The organism is Frankia sp. CcI49, from assembly GCF_001983215.1.
Taxonomy (GTDB): Bacteria; Actinomycetota; Actinomycetes; order Frankiales; family Frankiaceae; genus Parafrankia; species Parafrankia irregularis.
Window position 1 is genome coordinate 167,336 of sequence record NZ_MOWP01000020.1, and the last position, 16,347, is coordinate 183,682.

Sequence of the window (16,347 nt, forward strand, 5' to 3'; positions counted from 1 at the left end):
ACTGGCCCGGCGCCGTCCGTGTCCACGCCACCGTCAACAGCGGCCCATCCACCGTGGTGCGGATGCGGATGGTGACGGCCGCGGTCAACTTCTGGCGCATCGCGTGAACGAGCGCTGAGCATGCGGACGGGTCTGGTTGTCAGGCCAGTCCGTAGAGCTCGAAGGCTGCCACCGTATTCAGAAAGACGGGGGTGGCGGCCGGGCCGGCGGTGTCGTTCTGGGAGCCGTTCTGGAAGGCGTCCAGAAAATGGTGTCTCGCGATGTTCACCGCCCGGGCTCGCAGACTTCCGCGCTCACGATCCTCCGCCTGCACGCTGAGGGCCAGATAGGTGGCCACGACCTCGTGGGTGAATGCGATGGCCTGGTCGGCCAGTACGGGCCAGCGGCAGGCGAGTACTGATCGGGCCCGGTTCAGCGCGAGCAGCGCGCACATTCCGGTCACGTCCGCGTCGCCGGCCTGTCGGAGCCGCCCCATCGAGCAGCTCGGCAACAGCAGGAAGTTGACGGAGCGCAGGTCACAGCCGACGCCGCGCCACGGCCCGTCGTGCAGCTCGATACCCCAGCGGGCGCCGCCGGACCCGGGCGGGTGGTCCTCGTCCAGAAAGCCGTGGCCGCACACGGTCACGGTCTGGAAGCCCGGACCCGACTCCAGCGCCGCCCGGAGGTTGCCCAGACCGCCCGGAGGTATCTCGGCGGCATTCAGGCTGGTGAGCTGATGGTCCGGTGACTGCCGGGCCAGCCACCGATGACCGTAGTGCAGCAACCGGGCAATCTGGCCCGACTGGTCATGGTCGCCGAAATGGGACAGTGCCAACACCCGGCGTGCGTCCGTGGCGAACCGTCGTTCAGCCCGGGACTGCATGATGGTGACGAGCACGGAGAGCGATATCCGGGTCGAGCGGACCAGCGAGTACAGCGGGGTTCCCCCCTCGAACGGGTAATGCGCGACCGGTACCTGCTGGAGTGCGTCCTCCAGCTGGAACACCAGGTCGGTGTCGCGATCGAGGTGGTTCGACAGCGCACCGAGCGGCCAGATCTCCGCCATCTCGGCCAGGTAGCCGCGGGTCATCTCGTCGACCTCGTCCAGCAGATCGCCGTGGCCGGCCGCTCGACGCTGATGGCGTTGCGCCGCGGCCAGGAGCCGGCCGAGTTCGAGCCGGGCGAGGCGCACCGACGATTCCCGCTTTTCCTGGTCCGCCACGCCGGAGTTCGGCGGGAGGGCCAGCATTTCGCCGAGCCGGTCGCCGAGGTGACCATGCGACGCGATTGACGAGCGCCCGGATCCGAGCGCGGCGAGCTGCCTGGCGATGCTCTCGAGCCACTCCCCGGATCCCCACCCGATGTCGATGACCTCGTCGAGCGCGGCGGTGACGGCGGTCAGGGTCTCGATGAGGACGGCGGCCAGCCTGTCGCCCTGAGACTCGGCGCGGACGCTGGGATACGTGCGGGCGTCGGCCGCAGGCTCCTCAGCTCCCGTGACGGTGGCCATCTGAAGGCCGAGGTCGTGCCGGAGCGACGCCCAGCGGGCACGTAGCTGGTCAGCGGGTTCACCGACGCCGGCCGCGACCACCAGCACCCGCCCGTCATCGCCGACCCGCAGCGCCGCCCAGATCAGCGCGCCGTCGTTCGGCCGGAAACCGGCCCGGACCAGCATCGTTCCTGGACCGAGGGCCTCGGCGAGAAGCTCTTCGGTCACGCCCTGGCGCACGAGCTCCTCGGCCTCGCCCAGCCAGGCCTCCTTGGCCTGGTCGGCGGCCCAGTCGGTGGCTGGGTCGGCCGCCCGGTGCGCTCGGTCGGCGGCGCCCGACGCCGCGTTGTCGACTCCGGTGATCGGGGCGGTGGGCGGGGCCGAGTGGAACTCGTCCTCCTCGCCGAGCAGCCGTAGGAGACCTTCGGGGCTGGCCTGGAGAAACTGAGGCGGCCCCAGGTTGATCGGCTCGTCGTCGGGATACGGCCAGCCGTCCTGCGGTGCGGTGCCGGGCGTGACCGCTTCGACCCTCGTGAGGAGGAACTCCTCGAACAGCGCGCGTTGGCCGAGTTCGGCGTCCCACAGCTGCGCGGACAGGACACGGGCCGGGTCGGGGCGGGCGGCGGCGCTCGGCGTCGTCCAGGAGTAGCCGACCGACCTGATCTGGCCCCGCAGCCCTTCCAGATACCCGATGAACTCCCGCCGGTCGGCCAGCTTGAGATCGCCGAACAGCAGGCTCCGGCGCAGGTAGGCCACCGCCTGCCCGGACAGCTGCCAGGCGAAGTCCGGCTCGCTCGCTGATCGCAGCTCGAGCCAGAGCCTGACGAGCCCGATCACATGGGTGACGCCGGGATCACCGTCGTCCGGCACCTGCCACAGGTTCTGATATCCCCGCAGGTACCAGTCGGTGATCAGGCCCGCCTGCTCGGCGTAGCCGAGACTGTTCAGCTGGAAGGTGAGCGAGACGAGGTAGGCCGCCGCTGTGTCCCCCTGGGCCCGGCGCAACCGCTGTGTCAACCGCGGGCCGAACTGCTCGCTGGTGCTCAGGTCGGCCAGTCTCAGGCCGGTGTCCGCCTCGATGACCGCCAGCACGTCGTCCGGCCGCTCGGTCTCGACCAGCAGGTCGGTCCAGACCCGCCAGAGCGTCGGGCCCAGATCCGGGTAGTTCGCGTCGCAGAAGGCCCGCCACTTGCGGCCAAGCTCGTCCGGGTCGCGGTAGTCGGCGGGGTCGGCGCCGACATACCACTCGACCAGCGCGAGAGCCTTCGCCGCCTGATCGGCTTCGCTGAGCAGCATCGTCAGCGACAACAGCAGGAAGGTCGGCGCCTCGCGGGTGGTCAGGGAGTGCAGCAGCGGGTCGAGCCGGGCTCCCAGGCGCCGCGGAGACTGGTAGTCGTCCGGCTCCAGGCCGAGCCGGGCTTCGAGGATCGCGGCACCGTCGGCCCCTGCTCCCAGGCTGTCCAGATACGGAACCAGCATGGTGAGGTAGGCCGCGACCGCGTCGGGCGAAAGCCCGGCCAGCCGCTGCTCGAGCCTGCTGTCGAGGTGGTGCGGGAGGGCCGGTCGGTCCGGTCCGAGGGGGTCGACGGCGAGGGGGCCGAGGGCGAGGGGGCCGAGAGCGAGGGGGTCGAAAGCGAGGTCGGCTCGGATCAGCGCGACGGCCTCCGAATCCCGGCCCAGAACGCCCAGGCTGCCGGCCAGACCGAGGACGATGAGCATCTCGACCTCAGCCGGGAGCCCACTGCAGCGCTGTCGGAGCTTCTGCCGTAACGCGTCGGTATCCGCGTAGTCGCCCGGAACGACGTCCAGGAATATCTYGAACACGTGCAGGCCGTCGAGATTCCTGCGGACCATCCCGAGTGCACCGGCCAGCATCAGGACGTAGCTCGCCGCCAGCAGGTTCGGCAGGCCATCGAGGTAGGACCGGAGCTTCGTGCCGAGCCGGTCCGGCGTCACGAAATCGTCCCTGGTCAGGCCGACAGCGGACGCGGCCAGGTCCAGCACTCTGTCGGGGTTGCCGGCTCGCACCAGGCGCCGGGCCCGCAACAGTGCCACGACCGCGGAAACCTGGCGAACGACGCTCATGGGATTCGCCTCCCGGACGACGGGTCAGGTGGTGGCGTCGAGGCGGCGCTCGGCACGTTCAGGGCCGGCTCTGACAGGGCGCGGCGGTGAGATCGACGGTGAACGGGGCCGCCGAGTTGGCCGGCTTCGCGGGCCGTCTGATGGAGGTGTTCAGCACCCGGCGGATGATGAGCGCCTCGGCATCGAACAGCCCAGACAGGCTGGGCGTGCCGCGCGGCACCTCGATCATCGCGTGGGTGAGGACCGTCCGGGAGAACAGGGGCGCGCCCTCACGCGCCTCGAAGGTCCAGCCGAAGCCCCTGGGGCCCAGATCAAGGGCGGTCGTGACCGGAAGGTGCTCGGTTCGCCGAGCTGTGTTGCCGTGCGACCTGGTGAGGTGAACCTGAACCAGACGTGCCACATCGAGGGCCGCTTCGGAGTTCGACGTCTTTTCCAGGTCGGTGTCGGCCGTGTCCAGATGCGGCTGCAGCATCAGCACGGTCACCRGCGACTGGACGGTGATGCGGACGCTGACCGACACGTAACTGCGACCGGGTGGCAGCAGGTCGATCGTGAACCGGAACTTGAGCAGTTCCAGCTGTCGTTCGGCGAGCCCACGACGCAGGCTCGCCATCGGCGGGAGGTTCTCCGGAGTCAATGCGTAGACCTGCACGCTGTTGAACTGCACGCCGCCTTCGGCGACGAATCGCGATGTGTTCTTGCCGAGAACCTGCTCCTCGACAAAGAAGGCCCGGTGGGCAAGGCCCGATTCCCGGTCGTCGACACTCGAGTCGTCATCGAGAAACGACCGCAGATCGTCGGGGAGCCGGTGAGCTTCGTCGTCGGCCATGGGTGTCTCCTCCCGCCAGGCAGGTCTGGTTTCTCCGGACGCGATCCGCCCGATTCCGTGCGCCATGGGGTGACGTGGTCCTCCCGGCTCCAGAGGGGCCGCTCATCAGACGGGCAGGTGTTCTGCGTGGAGTGTCACCAGAGATCGGGTCGACCGGCGGCGTCGAGCGCCGAACTCAGCGAAACGGGAGTGGCGTTTCCGGGCGCGGGGGTGGGCGTGGTCGCATCTCGCCGCGGGGCGGCGCCGGTACGGCGTTCGCCCAGTTCCGGCACGAGCTCAACCAGCCGCTCGACGAGCATCGGCACGGTGACGTCGAGACCTGCGCCTGGCGCGAGCCGGTGGGCCTGCCGGTCGATCAGATCTCTGAGGTCTTCCGGTATCTGGTCCTCCGTCGGGATTCGCACCTCATCGTGGTTGCCGATCAGCAACGGCACCACGTGGTTCCCGGCGTGGAGCGAGAGAGTGATCTCCAGGCGCACCCAGTCGTCCGGCGAGTCCAGGCGCCGGCCGGCCTCAGGCGCGCCGGCCTCGAGCCAACCAGGCCCGATGCAGACGAGCATCACCGGACAGGCCACCGCCTGGCGCCGCAGGACGGGTGGATAACTCTCGCCTGCGCGAAGTGCGTTCCCGGCCTTGAACACCGTGTCGGCGCCGAACGCCTCGGTCATCCGCGCGTAGACGAACTCGGTTGCCCAGTTCTGATCGGAACCGCGATAGCTGATGAAGATCAAATATCTCTGCTCGGCCATGACCAGCTACTTCTCCTTCAGCGTCGGTGCACCGGAGGGCCTGTGGCTGCTCGGGGCCACGCCGCCGGCGCTGCGTGCCACGGACGTCAGGTCCGGCAGGAGAGCGACCACGGCAGAACAACGGCGGTGCCGGTTCAGCGCGCGGATCAACAGCCTGAGATCGCCGCGCAGGGATGCCGATCCCTGACGGGCCAGCGTCGGCAGGGCACCGCGCATGACGTCGCTGGCATGGTCGGGTTCGCCGAGATGCGCGTAGGCGATGGCCTGCCGGACTGCCAGGCGGGCGTAACCCGAGCGCAGCGGGCCGAGCGTGGCCATGCCTCGGTCGAACAGCGCCGCCGCCGTGCGGAAGTCGGCGAGGTCCACCAGGCACGTCGCCTCGAACAGCTGGGAGCGCTCGAACAACGGATCCGGCGCGGGTCCCCACCGCGTCGCCGGATCCAGAGCGGCCGCGTCGGGTGAAGGCAGGTCGACCAGCGCGTAGTAGCGGTCGAGAGCCTGGCGGAACGCGGCGTCGTCCCGAGCGAGCGCGCAGGCCTGCGCCTCGCGCTGCGTGGCGAACAGCATGACGCGCGGCGAGATCCCGGGCAGCGCGCCCGCCCGGCGGGCGAGGCCGACGGCCGCTTCCGCGTCGCCGCGTCGCCGCGCGACCTGCGACTGCCGGATCAGGGCGTACCCGAGCGCGTCGGTGTCGCCCAGAGCACGCGCCCAGTCCGCGACCGTTCGCGTCCAGCGCAGAGCTGTCGCGTCGTGCCCGGTCTCCTGAGCCGTCCAGCCGAGCAGTTCGGCGTAGCGAAGCAGCACCGCCCACACCGGGCTGGCCGCGCCCCGGCCGTCTCCGGCAGCGGCGTGCAGGTTGATGACGCCGGCGCCGAGGTCGGGCAGGACGGAGTACGGACCCACCTGGTGGCTGCGTATCCGCAAGGTCTCCAGTCGCTCCGCCGCCGCTGCCGCGCGCTCGGCAGGGTCCGGATCTCCGGCCTCGACGCGGTCCCGTCCGCTGCGGGCGAGAATGTCCGTGTCCGGGGCGACCGGGACGGCCCGCGTGCATTCCTCGAGGTAGAGCCGCGTCAGCCGGCCCTGGGCGGCAAGTGCCGTGTCCAGGGAGCGCGCGAGCGGATAGCTCGCACGGCGGTCGCCCTGCTCGATCTTGCTGAGATGGGAACGCGACAGGTAGACCTCGGATCCGAGCGTCGTCAGGGACTTGCCCGTCGCCATGCGCAGGCGACGCACCTCGGAGCCGAACCAGGTGACATCGAGTTCCGGACCGGCCGCACGCCCCGGGGGCGACTGTGGGCTGTGCCGCGGCGTCGGGGTCGGACCGGTCGGGACCAGCTCGGTGTAGGTCCGGGTGACAGCGGGCGTCGCCGCCCGCCTGCTGGTCTCGACGCGGCTCAGGTACGACCGGCTGTAACCACTGCGCACGGCGAGGCCCTGCAGGCTCAGGCCGGCGGCCTCACGCCGCGCGCGCAGCTCGCCGCCCAGTGGGGTGGACCATTCAAGATCCGGTTGGCTCACAGAAATGAGCATACGGTCGCACTTGGGTAGATCAGTGCATTTTTGCTGGCCGTTGAGACGATTCAAGGCTGGCGTGACCCTACTCCATTGGACAAAGAGCAAGTGAAAGGCCGGGCGCCGTGACCGCCCGCTCGCGCCGATCCGAGACGACGCCGCGTGATTGACTGTCGCCCTCCGTGATTACCTCAACTGGAGACGGGCAACGCTATACCACCTCGCCACCGTCTCTCTAGGGTGGCTGCAACAAGAAGGGCCGACGAGGCGCGAAACCCGGACTCGCACGGACCTGGTGTGGCCCCACTCCAGGCGGATTGCAGGATCAAACCCCGCGGCAGCCGACAGGACCACCGCGGCGGTGCCCCTTCGTTTCAACGGCGGACGGTCCGGCCACCGGTGATCTGATGAACATCGCGCGCCCTCAGGCGAACATCGGGGGCGGCCATTGTGCTCCGTTCCGCATTCCGTTGTGAAAGCTCGAAGGATGCTAGACGCAATGAACAGAGGTCGATACGGTCGACACGAAACCTCTGATGGGCCTCGGAATACGGGGGGTAGACCATGGCCCGGTTCAGGTGGCGATTTCCGCGCGCCATCCGGTGGACCGCGAGGCGGCACCGGTGACTGAATCACCGCTTGGCGGTGCGATGCCGCCAGGCGGCGACGATGACCTGCCACCGCCGAAACGGCCGACGCGGGCACTGCTCTGGTGCGCGGGCGCAGATCCGGCAGCGCTCGTCACGCCGGAGTTGCGCACGCGCTACGCGGGTTACGGCCTGATGCTGCTCATGGTCGGAGCCGTCGCCGCGGCTGTCTGCCTCGCCTTCCTGTCAACGGTGCTCGCGTTTCACCTGTGGCTGTTACCCGTGAGCCTCGGCTGGGGCACGTTCGTCTTCCTGCTCGACCGGATGATCGTCTCCGAGGTGAAGCGGACCGGTGGCGGATTTTCGGCCCTGTGGAGGCGGATTGTCCGCTATGGCCTTCGGCTGGCCATCGCCCTCGGCATGGCCTACCTGGTCGCGGAGGCGATGCTCATGCTGGTCTTCGCCCCGGAGATCAGACGTGAGCTGGTGTCGGTCGTCGAGCTGCACCTGGACGAGGCGCGCGTGCACAAGCGCGACCTCGAGGTCGAGAAGATCGACAGAGAGATCACGGCGCTGAATCGGCCGGTCGCGGACGCCAAGAAGCGCATGGAAGGTGCCTTCCAGACCTGGAAGGACCAGAACGACAAGCTCACCACCGCCGACCACAACACCCCTCCCGGTGACAAGGCAGCCGCGGACTGGGAGGTCTACGAGACGGCGAAAGACGTCTACGAGCCGCTCAACGACAGCCTGGTGGCAGCACAGACCCGCAAGGCCGACGCCCTGAAGCCGGAGAACCTGCCGACGCTCACCCAGACCGAAGCGGACGCGATCCGCGACGACCGTGGCTTCACTGCGCGGGAGGTCGCGCTCCGGCGGGTGCTGGCCGCGCATCCCGAGGTCCGGCAGTGGCCGTGGGTGCTGCGCGGGGTGCTGCTCGGCGCGGACCTGCTGCCGCTGCTGACGAAGCTGGTCACCCGCCGATCCACCTACGACGAGATCGTCGAGCGTCGTGAGGCACGGGCCAGCTGGCGCGACGTCGAAGAGGACAAGGAACGCCGCTACCGCGACGGCCTGACTCGTGACCTGCGCCATGCGTGGGCCCGGGTCTCGGTGGCGATGGGCCGCGACCGGCTCGCGCTCTGGCTGCGCGGCGATTCCCCTGAGTTCTCGTCCCGGTGGATCCGCTCGAACGGCTCCAACGGAGCCAACCATCCAGGCGGAAACGGTTCGAACCCGTCCCCGGGCGCTTCGTCGTTCGGCTCCGGTCACTCGGCTTCGAACGGCCAGAAGGCGAACGCCGGCGGCGGCGCGCCACCGCCACCGCCACCGCCACCGCAATGAACGCACAACCAACACTCTGCGCCCGGTCGCGGCGCCGACCTCTGGGGGGAGAACACGCATCGTGTACGAGGACGAAATCGCGCGGTTGCGCGGTGAGGCGGAGAAGGCGAAGGGCCGGCACGACGCCTGCGCCGATCGGTCATCGCCCGCGCTCGCGGAGATCCGGAGCCGGCTGYTCGGCCATTTGAACACGCTCACCGGGAAGATCGACGCGCCGATCGTGCTGGGCGCGGTCGGCGAGTACAACTCGTTGAAGTCGACGGTCCTCAGTGTGCTGCTCGGCGTCCCGCTGCTGCTGGAGAGCAGCGAGAATCCGACGACCGGCAACGTGACCGTCCTGCGCCTTCGCGCCGCGCCGGCCGGTTCGCCGACCCGGGTCGTCCATGCCGAGGTCCAGTTCATGAGCCGCGACGAGCTCGTGCGTTGCGCCGACCACGTGCTCGGCAAGCTCGTCACGCGGGCGACCGAGGAGAACCCGGCGCTGGGCGCCCAGCAGGAACTCGCCGACTACTGCCCGGTCACCGACGGGTGGGGGCGGTTCAACGCCTGGTGCCGCAAGCGGCTCTGGGCCGACCAGGCCGGCGATGTGACGATCAAGCAGATCGCCATGGAACTGGTCATGCTGCGCGACGCGCAGGCGCGGGCGGGCACCCTGCTGGGCCGGCGGCGCACCATCAAGCCCGGACTGGTCAGCGCCGGGGTCCGGCTGCCGCTGCCCGCGGCCCCACCGCTGGCCTTCCCCGAGCCGGCGCCGGCCCCGGCCACCCCGGCGAGCAACCTGGCCGACCCGGTCGCGGACCTCCAGGAGAACCATCTGCGGGAGGCGTTCTCGCTGGTCCGTGAGCTGCGGGCGACCGTCGAGGCCGATCCGGAGAACTGGCCGCTGCCCGGCCTGCTCGGCGCGGTGGATCTGCAGATCCGGGACTTCCCCGGGTTCAACGCCCAGCACACCCAGCACCGCGACCTGTTCGTCAGCGGGCTGGGCGGTGAGGGGATCGAGACCTTCCTGAACTTCGTCGACACYCGCAAGCCGGCGGCGCCGGCGTCGCTGGAGTTCTACGCGCTTCTGCGCAAGCTGGGCATGCCCGCGGGCCAGGTCGCGCGTGCGCCCATCGTCGTGGCGACCTGGTTCGAGGACGTCAGGGCCCCGGCGGGTGACGGGCCGCTGACGCTGCAGACGCTCTTCGGCGGCGTCAGCCGGCTGCACGGGGTGTGCGTCGTCGCGGAGAGCCTGACCGGAGCCCGGATCGACAAGGGCCACCGGCTGGACCGGTTGGTGCTCGTCTCCACGCTGCCAGCCATGCAGTCTGTGGGCCGGCACCTCGAGAAGGTGCCACAGGCGGAACCAGGTGCCTGGGCGGTCGTTGCCGAACGGCTCGCGGATGGCGATCCCTACAGCGCCGCGGCCCGCGATGTGCGCGACGCCCTGACCGAGTACGCCCGTGACTGCGGCATCTCGGCGCTGCGCAGCCTGGTGACCACCCACGTGCGCACGAACGGGCTGGCGAACCGGCTCGACCAGCTGAACACGGCGGCCGCCGCCGTACAGGCGGCGCTCACCGAGCACGACTGGGAGGTCGCTCGCCTCGACGCCCAGGGCAGCCCCGATGCCAATGCCGCGCAGGAGGCTGTGCTCACCCTGGTCGAGGAGTTGCGCGACGCCGCGAGGGAACTCCGCGGCGGTGCCGACAGCCTTCGATACGCCGGTCGGTCAGCGCCCTCGGCGCCGGGCACCCCCACGGCGCCGCTGGCGGCGCTGCTCGACCGGGCCGCCGAGGACGCCCTCGAGGAGGTGCGCCGCTGGCCCTTCTGGCCCGAGTTCGCCCAGGAACTGAGCTGGGAGGACACGGGCTTCGCGGTGCGCGCGCAGCAGGAGACCCCGCCCGACGAACGGCCGGCGATCGCGCTGTCCACCCAGGCGTTGACCAGACGGTTCGGCCTGTCGGCCAGCAGGCTTGTCGAGCAGTACCACAAAGAGGTCTTCGACGCCGTGGACGGGTGGGAACGGGCCGAACGAAGCCGGTTGTTCACCCCGCTCGCCGCGGCCCTCGCCGACCCGGGCGTCCTGGGCGTCCTCGCCACGGCGCTCAGCCCCGAGCGGCTCGGCCGGCTCGAGCGGCTCACCGGCACGCGACTCGTCGGTCACGACCCGGCCGCGGGGCAGCCGTCAGGCCTGACCGACGCGGCACGCGCCCGGCTCGCGGGCACCGGCCCGGTCACGCCGGCGGGTAGGGAGCCGGCCGACGCGGCTCCCTTCCCACCAGGCCCCCATGCCCTGCCCTGGAACCCGGGGTACGAGGGTGATCCGGCCGGCAGCGCGACACGCCGCCACCTCACAACCGTGCTCCGGCGCCGGACCGAGGCCGTCACGGCCGTCCGCGACATCGTCCAGGGCGAGGTGATCGAGCTCGCCGCGGAGATCTCCCAGCAGCTCACCCTGGAGATCGACAAGTTGATCCGGGCGCTCCCGACCGAGCACGAGCTCGCCGCCGCCCCCGGGGACGACCCCGACGACGACTACCGCTGAACCCCCACGGACGGAACGGAACCGGACCATGGCTGACTTCGAGCTCATCACGCGGAGCACTGATCCGCGCGTCACGCTGCAGGGCGCGAACACCTACACGGCCTCTCCTGACCCGCTCCTCGGCGGCACCTACGGCCTGCCCGAGGTCACCATGCAGCTGCTGGTGCCCGGGCGGGCACTGCCGAAAATCCAGGCCGAGCTGTCCGTCGACGACCCGCAGGCCGAGCCGCTCGCCGAGTGGTTGCGCGGCAACTGGCTGCGGCTCGTCGACGCCGGCCATCCCGCGGCCCCCGTCACCGTGCTGACCAACCCGGGAATCCGGGTCCCCGGCGAGCTGATCACCGCGGCGGCGACAGTCGCCGTGACGTGGTCCTCCCCGGCGGTGAACGAGACGGTCCTGCTGGTCACGCTGGAGCCGAGCGCCGCGACCGCGGACCCGCCGGTCAGGGAGTACACCGGCTTCGCCGTTTTCGACTTCGGCACGACGACCACTGCGATCACGCTCCGTTACAAGCCAAGGGTCGATCTGCAGGACCCGCTGGACCCCGAGCAGGCCCGTGCGCTCGCCAGGGCGCTGGCCGGCCTGTTGCGCGTGCCGCTCACCGATACCCAGGACGAATGGGCCAAGCTGCTCGGCGGCGTGCCCGCCGAGGTGTTCCGGCGGACCGGAGACCAGCGCACCCTCGACGAGATCGCGGCCCAGCTGGACAGCGGCAATCTGGAGGTGCTCCACGCGGTTCTCGGCCCGTTGGAGGTCGCCTGCCACGGGCGCCGGGCTCCGCGTGAGYTGCACCGGCGGCTGGACCAGGCCCTGCGCGCCGCCTACGCCGTCCCGCCCCTGGAAGCGAACGGCCTCCAGTCGGTGCGGTTCAGCGCCCCGGAGGAGAGCTCGGTCACCGCGCTTTCCAGCATGGTCCACGTTGTCACGTTCGATCCGCTCGCAGTGCGGATGGAGCTCCGAGACCAGCCGCCCAAAGACGGAGGGAAGATCGAAGGCAGCGTCCGCAGCCTCAAGCGCGAGTTCCCGAGCATCACCGTGCCTCGGCCCCTGTCCACACTCCGGGAGTTCCGCGCGCGCGGCGACCTGCCGGACGCCGCGAGGACGGCGCAGACGGACGATCTGCTCGGCCAGGTCTTCAAACACCTCTACGGCGAGGCCCAGCAGCGCATCGAGGAGAATCCCGATACCGGCGAACCACTGGCCCTGCGCCGGGTGTTCCTGCTGTGCCCGACGGTGACTCCGCCGGCCGCCCGCGAACGGCTCCGCGAGCTTGCCCTGAAGGCGATGCCAGACGTCGAGATCCCACCGATCGATGTCGACGAGGGGATCGCGGCGGCGCTGTACTTCGTCATGCTCGGGATCGGCTCGGCCTCCGGGATCGGCGTCGAGGCGCTGCGCGGCCGTTCCCGGCGGCTGCCCGACGGCCCGAACGGCGAGAAGCGGTGGCAGCGGACCATCCTCGTCGTCGACATCGGCGGTGGCACGACCGACATCGCCCTCATCGGCGTCCGGCTCACCGAGATCCCCGTCGGTGCGGACGACGACCGGCTGATCGGGCGCCGCTACCGGCTCACGCCCGAGGTGCTCGGCACCACCGGTCACCCGCAGCTCGGCGGTGACAACCTCACGCTGCGGGTCTTCTACTGGTTGAAGGCCGCGATCGCCGACGCCTACCTGCTCGCCGCCGGCCAGCCGGCCGAGAACCTGGCCAGGCAGGTGGTCACCAGCGGCGCGCGCAAGCCCGTGCCCGCCACGGTCAGGGCCCGTCTCGACGAACTGGTGCCCACCCGAGGGGAGGAAAAGGCCACCGAATTCCTCGAGCTATGGCACAAGGCGGACGACGCCAAGCGGAAGCTCGGCGCTCGCCGGGTCTGGGAGGACGGCGACCTGAGCAAGTTTCTCAGCGCATCGGTGAAGACGTCGGCCGATCCGGGCGGGAACGATCTGTCGGGCAGCGGGAACAGCAGCGCCGAGATGACGTTCAAGGTGACTCTCGGGTCGGAGGACTTCGAGCGCCTCGTCCGGCCGCTCATCCGGCGGGCGGCCGGCCTGGCCGCGGCGCAGGTGAGCGCCTCCTTCCGCGGTGACCCCGACGCCAGGCTCGACGAAGTGGCGCTGTCCGGCCGCACCGTCGAGATGCCGCTGGTCGCCGAGACCATCCGAGCCCGCCTCGCGGACCTGTCCGTCCGTGGCCGGCCGCTTACCTGGAACCCGACCAACCTTGTCGTGGAGAAGAAGCGCGCCAAGGAGGTGGCGTCCATGGGCGCCGCCTGGGCGGCGACAGTCGCCGGTGTCGGAGTCGACGAGCGGGCGCAGAAGGGCGACAGCCGGATCGCCTTCCAGACCGGCGGCCTGATGCTCCGCCTGCCCTGCGACTTCCGGCTGCGGGGCAACGACGACGTCGCCGACGACGTGCTCCGTGCCGGTGACCCGTTCGTCATCGGTCACAAGGGTGAGCTGGGCACGGCCCGGGGCCCCTGGGGGGCGGTCTGGGGGAGTGCCGACCTCTACCGGATGATCGACGCCTCCGAGGACATCGTCTGGGGCCAGTTCGTGCCCGCGCGGGAGGCCGCCCTGGAACACGTCTCGACCGAATCGGACAACAGGTGGAAACCGCTCGCGCCCGGGCAGCCGAAGGTTCAGATGCAGGTCGAGGTCGACCAGCGCCTCAACCCGTTTGTCAATCTCTGCCTCGGCAGGGTGCCATACCTGGTCGCCGAGGACGAGGGCTACGAGCTGCGGCAGCAGGCGCTCATCGACGGGACGGCGACCGCGGCGGTGTTCGCCGTGCCTGATCAGAGTGGACCAGAGCGGGCTGTCGAGGTGTTCCCCGCGCTGCCGAACGGGACGGTGGCCGAGTCGTATCCCGACACGTTCGTCCGCCCCGCCGCTACCGATGGACAGCCGCAGGAGTTCCGGGCCCGGGTTTCGACCGTCCCGCTGCCGGAAATCCCCGACGGCGGCACCTGGACGTTTCTCGCCCGCACGCTCGACGGCGACTCCCCACTGTTCGAACCAGTACCGAAGCCGGAGTGGCAGACCGAAGAAGGCGCTTCCTGGTTCGCGTCACTGAGCGAGGACGGCCGGCTGCGCCTCCACCTCGGCCGGCCGCGCTACTGGCCGGCGCGTTCCTTCACCGACCTGCTCCGAAACCCGGGAAGCGTGCTGCGCAAGGAAATGAGGCCCGGTGTGCCCGACCTCGACCCCGACTGGATCCCCTTCACAGGTGAGCACTGAGAGCAATGACGACGACCACTGGAACCAGCGAGCCAGCCGAGCCCGCGACGGACTCCGCCGTGTCACTGCCCGAGGCGGCCGACGGTCATCCGGCCACCCTCCAGGCACCGCTGCACGACTCCACGCGGTCCTCGTCCGCGACCGGCGCACCGCGGCCAGAAGAAGCGTTCGTGACAATGGCGCGACCGGGGAGCTCGCTGTCCGCCGACGACCTGACGGACTTCGGCGCCGTACTGAGCGCGCTGCGCGAACCTGGTTCGACCTCCCGCGCCCGCAGCGACCTTCTCCGCCTCGCGGCGGACTGGATCGACCCATCCTCGGCGGCGCCGGAGGCCCGCGGCCCGCTGCGGACCGGTGGCGACGCACTGGCGCGTCTCGTCAGCCGTAACGCCGGGCCGATGCCCTCCGGCGAACTCAGCCCAGCGCTGGTCGATGTCGGCGACGGGTCACCTGGCACGGGGGCCGACGGCGCCGCAGCAGGCAGTTCGCATCCCGGGCGCGTGGAAACCACCCGGTCTGGGACAGCCCTTCGGCCTCTGCCGCCTGCCACGAGCGCCGCCAGCGCTGTTGGCGCTACCAGCGCTGGTGGCACTCGCGCGACCGCGGCGGACGAGCCGCCCAGCGATGACGCGGACGTTGTCGATGTCCAGATGTCCGCCGCGGTTGCCGCTGCCTCCCGCGGCGAGGTGCTGCGGGAGGCAGCGCGTCGGCTCGCCGGCCATCCCGCGCGCAGCCGTGGCCTGGTTCCGGCCGCGTCACCCGCGCTGCGAGCCCCGGACCTCGCCGACCCGGAGATCCTCGCCTCCTGGATCGGCCTGGTACTGCTGGCGTTCCCCGTCGACGTCGCCCAGCACGAGCACAACTGTCTGGCAGCCCGGATGGCCGGCCACGGCCATGCGCCGGTGCCGTCCGCGGACAGCCTCGGCCTGGGCGCACCACTTCAGGAGGCCATCGACGCGCTGGGAACGAAAGCCGAGCGCTTCGGCGTACTCGCGGTGGCGGTCAGCGACCTGTTGCGTGTCTCCGAGCTCGATGACCCGGCCGAACTGGTGCGGTGCGCCTGGGAGCGGGGGCCCGACCGGCCGCTGTGCGACTCGGATGTCCGGGCGCGCTATCGAGAGGAGGCGCTGCGGCGGCTTCGGCGACTCGCCAACGCCGAGCCCGAGCGGTCGGAGGCCGAGGCGGAGGAGGTCTGGCGCGTCCACGAGATGGTCGCCTCCGTCTACCCCTGGCCGCTGCCGGCCAAGGACAGCTGGTGGGATCGCGCGCTCACGGCGGCCCGGCGTGCACTTGACCAGGCCGGGACCGAGATCGCCGCCGGACCGCGGCCGGACATCGGCGCGGTGCCTGTCAACACCACCGAACGCACACAGCCAGACCGTTACCGGGATGACGACATCGAGATCATCGACAGGCAGCACCCCGGCTGGCTGCTCCGCGAGCTCAGGGCGCCCTACCTCGGCTCCAGCGGCCGTTTCGAAAGCCAAGGCCGCGCATTGCGAACAACCAGTCGTTGAAACCTGGGCTCGGTCCATCGGCCTGCTCCTACGGCCTGCTGATACACCACGGAATCTCGACGGCGGCCGGGTTCGCCGAGCTGCGGGGCGTGCTGGCCGCCGCCGGCGACACTGGCCGTGTGCGTGAGACCCGAAGCGCTGACCCGGCGAACCAGGCGGACAGGCAGGCCGTTGACTGGACACTGCATCTACCCTATGGTCGCCCCACCGGCTCAGAGGCCGAGGAGAGAAGGTGCAGGTGGTGGGCGTGTCCGGCCCGGTCGTCCGGCCGGCGTTGCTCGGAGGCCGGCCCTGTCAGCGCCGGCCGTCCAACCGAATCCCGGCACGGGGAATGTTGATGAATCTTTCGAAAAGGGTCCTCGATCTCGGCCCACCGCTACGGTCCTCCGAGCGGAAGGCCGCTTCAACATGGCTCAGCGATACGTGAAGCGGTGCAGGTCGTCGCCGCCTGCGACCCACGGGCGTCAGCGCGCGACCTGAGGGGCGAGCGT

General features: G+C 70.6%; 8 protein-coding genes. 4 read left to right on the forward strand and 4 right to left on the reverse strand.

All coding sequences use genetic code 11. The features are described from left to right. Window positions 1-139: 139 nt before the first annotated feature. From CcI49_RS19790 to CcI49_RS19805, 4 genes are all read right to left on the reverse strand, one after another. The gene (locus CcI49_RS19790; RefSeq protein ID WP_076828425.1) at window positions 140-3,553 is read right to left on the reverse strand and encodes a CHAT domain-containing protein; all 3,414 of its coding nucleotides are present in this window, start codon (window positions 3,551-3,553) and stop codon (window positions 140-142) included. A 58-nt stretch (window positions 3,554-3,611) separates the two neighbouring features. Beyond that, window positions 3,612-4,382: a hypothetical protein gene (locus tag CcI49_RS19795; protein ID WP_076828427.1), complete on the reverse strand. Its 771-nt coding sequence runs from the start codon at window positions 4,380-4,382 to the stop codon at window positions 3,612-3,614. Between the two features lie 134 nt (window positions 4,383-4,516). Next, complete coding sequence (locus tag CcI49_RS19800; protein WP_083749617.1) at window positions 4,517-5,131, reverse strand: TIR domain-containing protein; 615 nt, start codon at window positions 5,129-5,131, stop codon at window positions 4,517-4,519. Window positions 5,132-5,137: 6 nt separating this feature from the next. Beyond that, window positions 5,138-6,661 (reverse strand): helix-turn-helix transcriptional regulator, encoded by a 1,524-nt coding sequence (locus tag CcI49_RS19805; RefSeq protein ID WP_083749618.1) that lies wholly within the window; start codon window positions 6,659-6,661, stop codon window positions 5,138-5,140. Window positions 6,662-7,266: 605 nt separating this feature from the next. Here CcI49_RS19805 and CcI49_RS19810 point away from each other — a divergent pair. The 4 genes from CcI49_RS19810 (at window position 7,267) to CcI49_RS19825 (ending at window position 15,856) form a co-directional block, all read left to right on the forward strand. After that, window positions 7,267-8,574: a DUF4407 domain-containing protein gene (locus CcI49_RS19810; RefSeq protein ID WP_158230787.1), complete on the forward strand. Its 1,308-nt coding sequence runs from the start codon at window positions 7,267-7,269 to the stop codon at window positions 8,572-8,574. 61 nt (window positions 8,575-8,635) lie between these two features. Further along, window positions 8,636-11,101, forward strand: a complete 2,466-nt coding sequence (locus CcI49_RS19815; RefSeq protein WP_076828435.1) for a hypothetical protein — start codon at window positions 8,636-8,638, stop codon at window positions 11,099-11,101. A gap of 28 nt (window positions 11,102-11,129) precedes the next feature. Then, the gene (locus CcI49_RS19820) at window positions 11,130-14,339 is read left to right on the forward strand and encodes a hypothetical protein (protein WP_076828437.1); all 3,210 of its coding nucleotides are present in this window, start codon (window positions 11,130-11,132) and stop codon (window positions 14,337-14,339) included. A 5-nt stretch (window positions 14,340-14,344) separates the two neighbouring features. Then, a complete protein-coding gene (locus tag CcI49_RS19825) occupies window positions 14,345-15,856 on the forward strand; it encodes a hypothetical protein (protein WP_076828439.1) in 1,512 nt (503 codons plus the stop codon). Window positions 15,857-16,347: the final 491 nt, after the last annotated feature.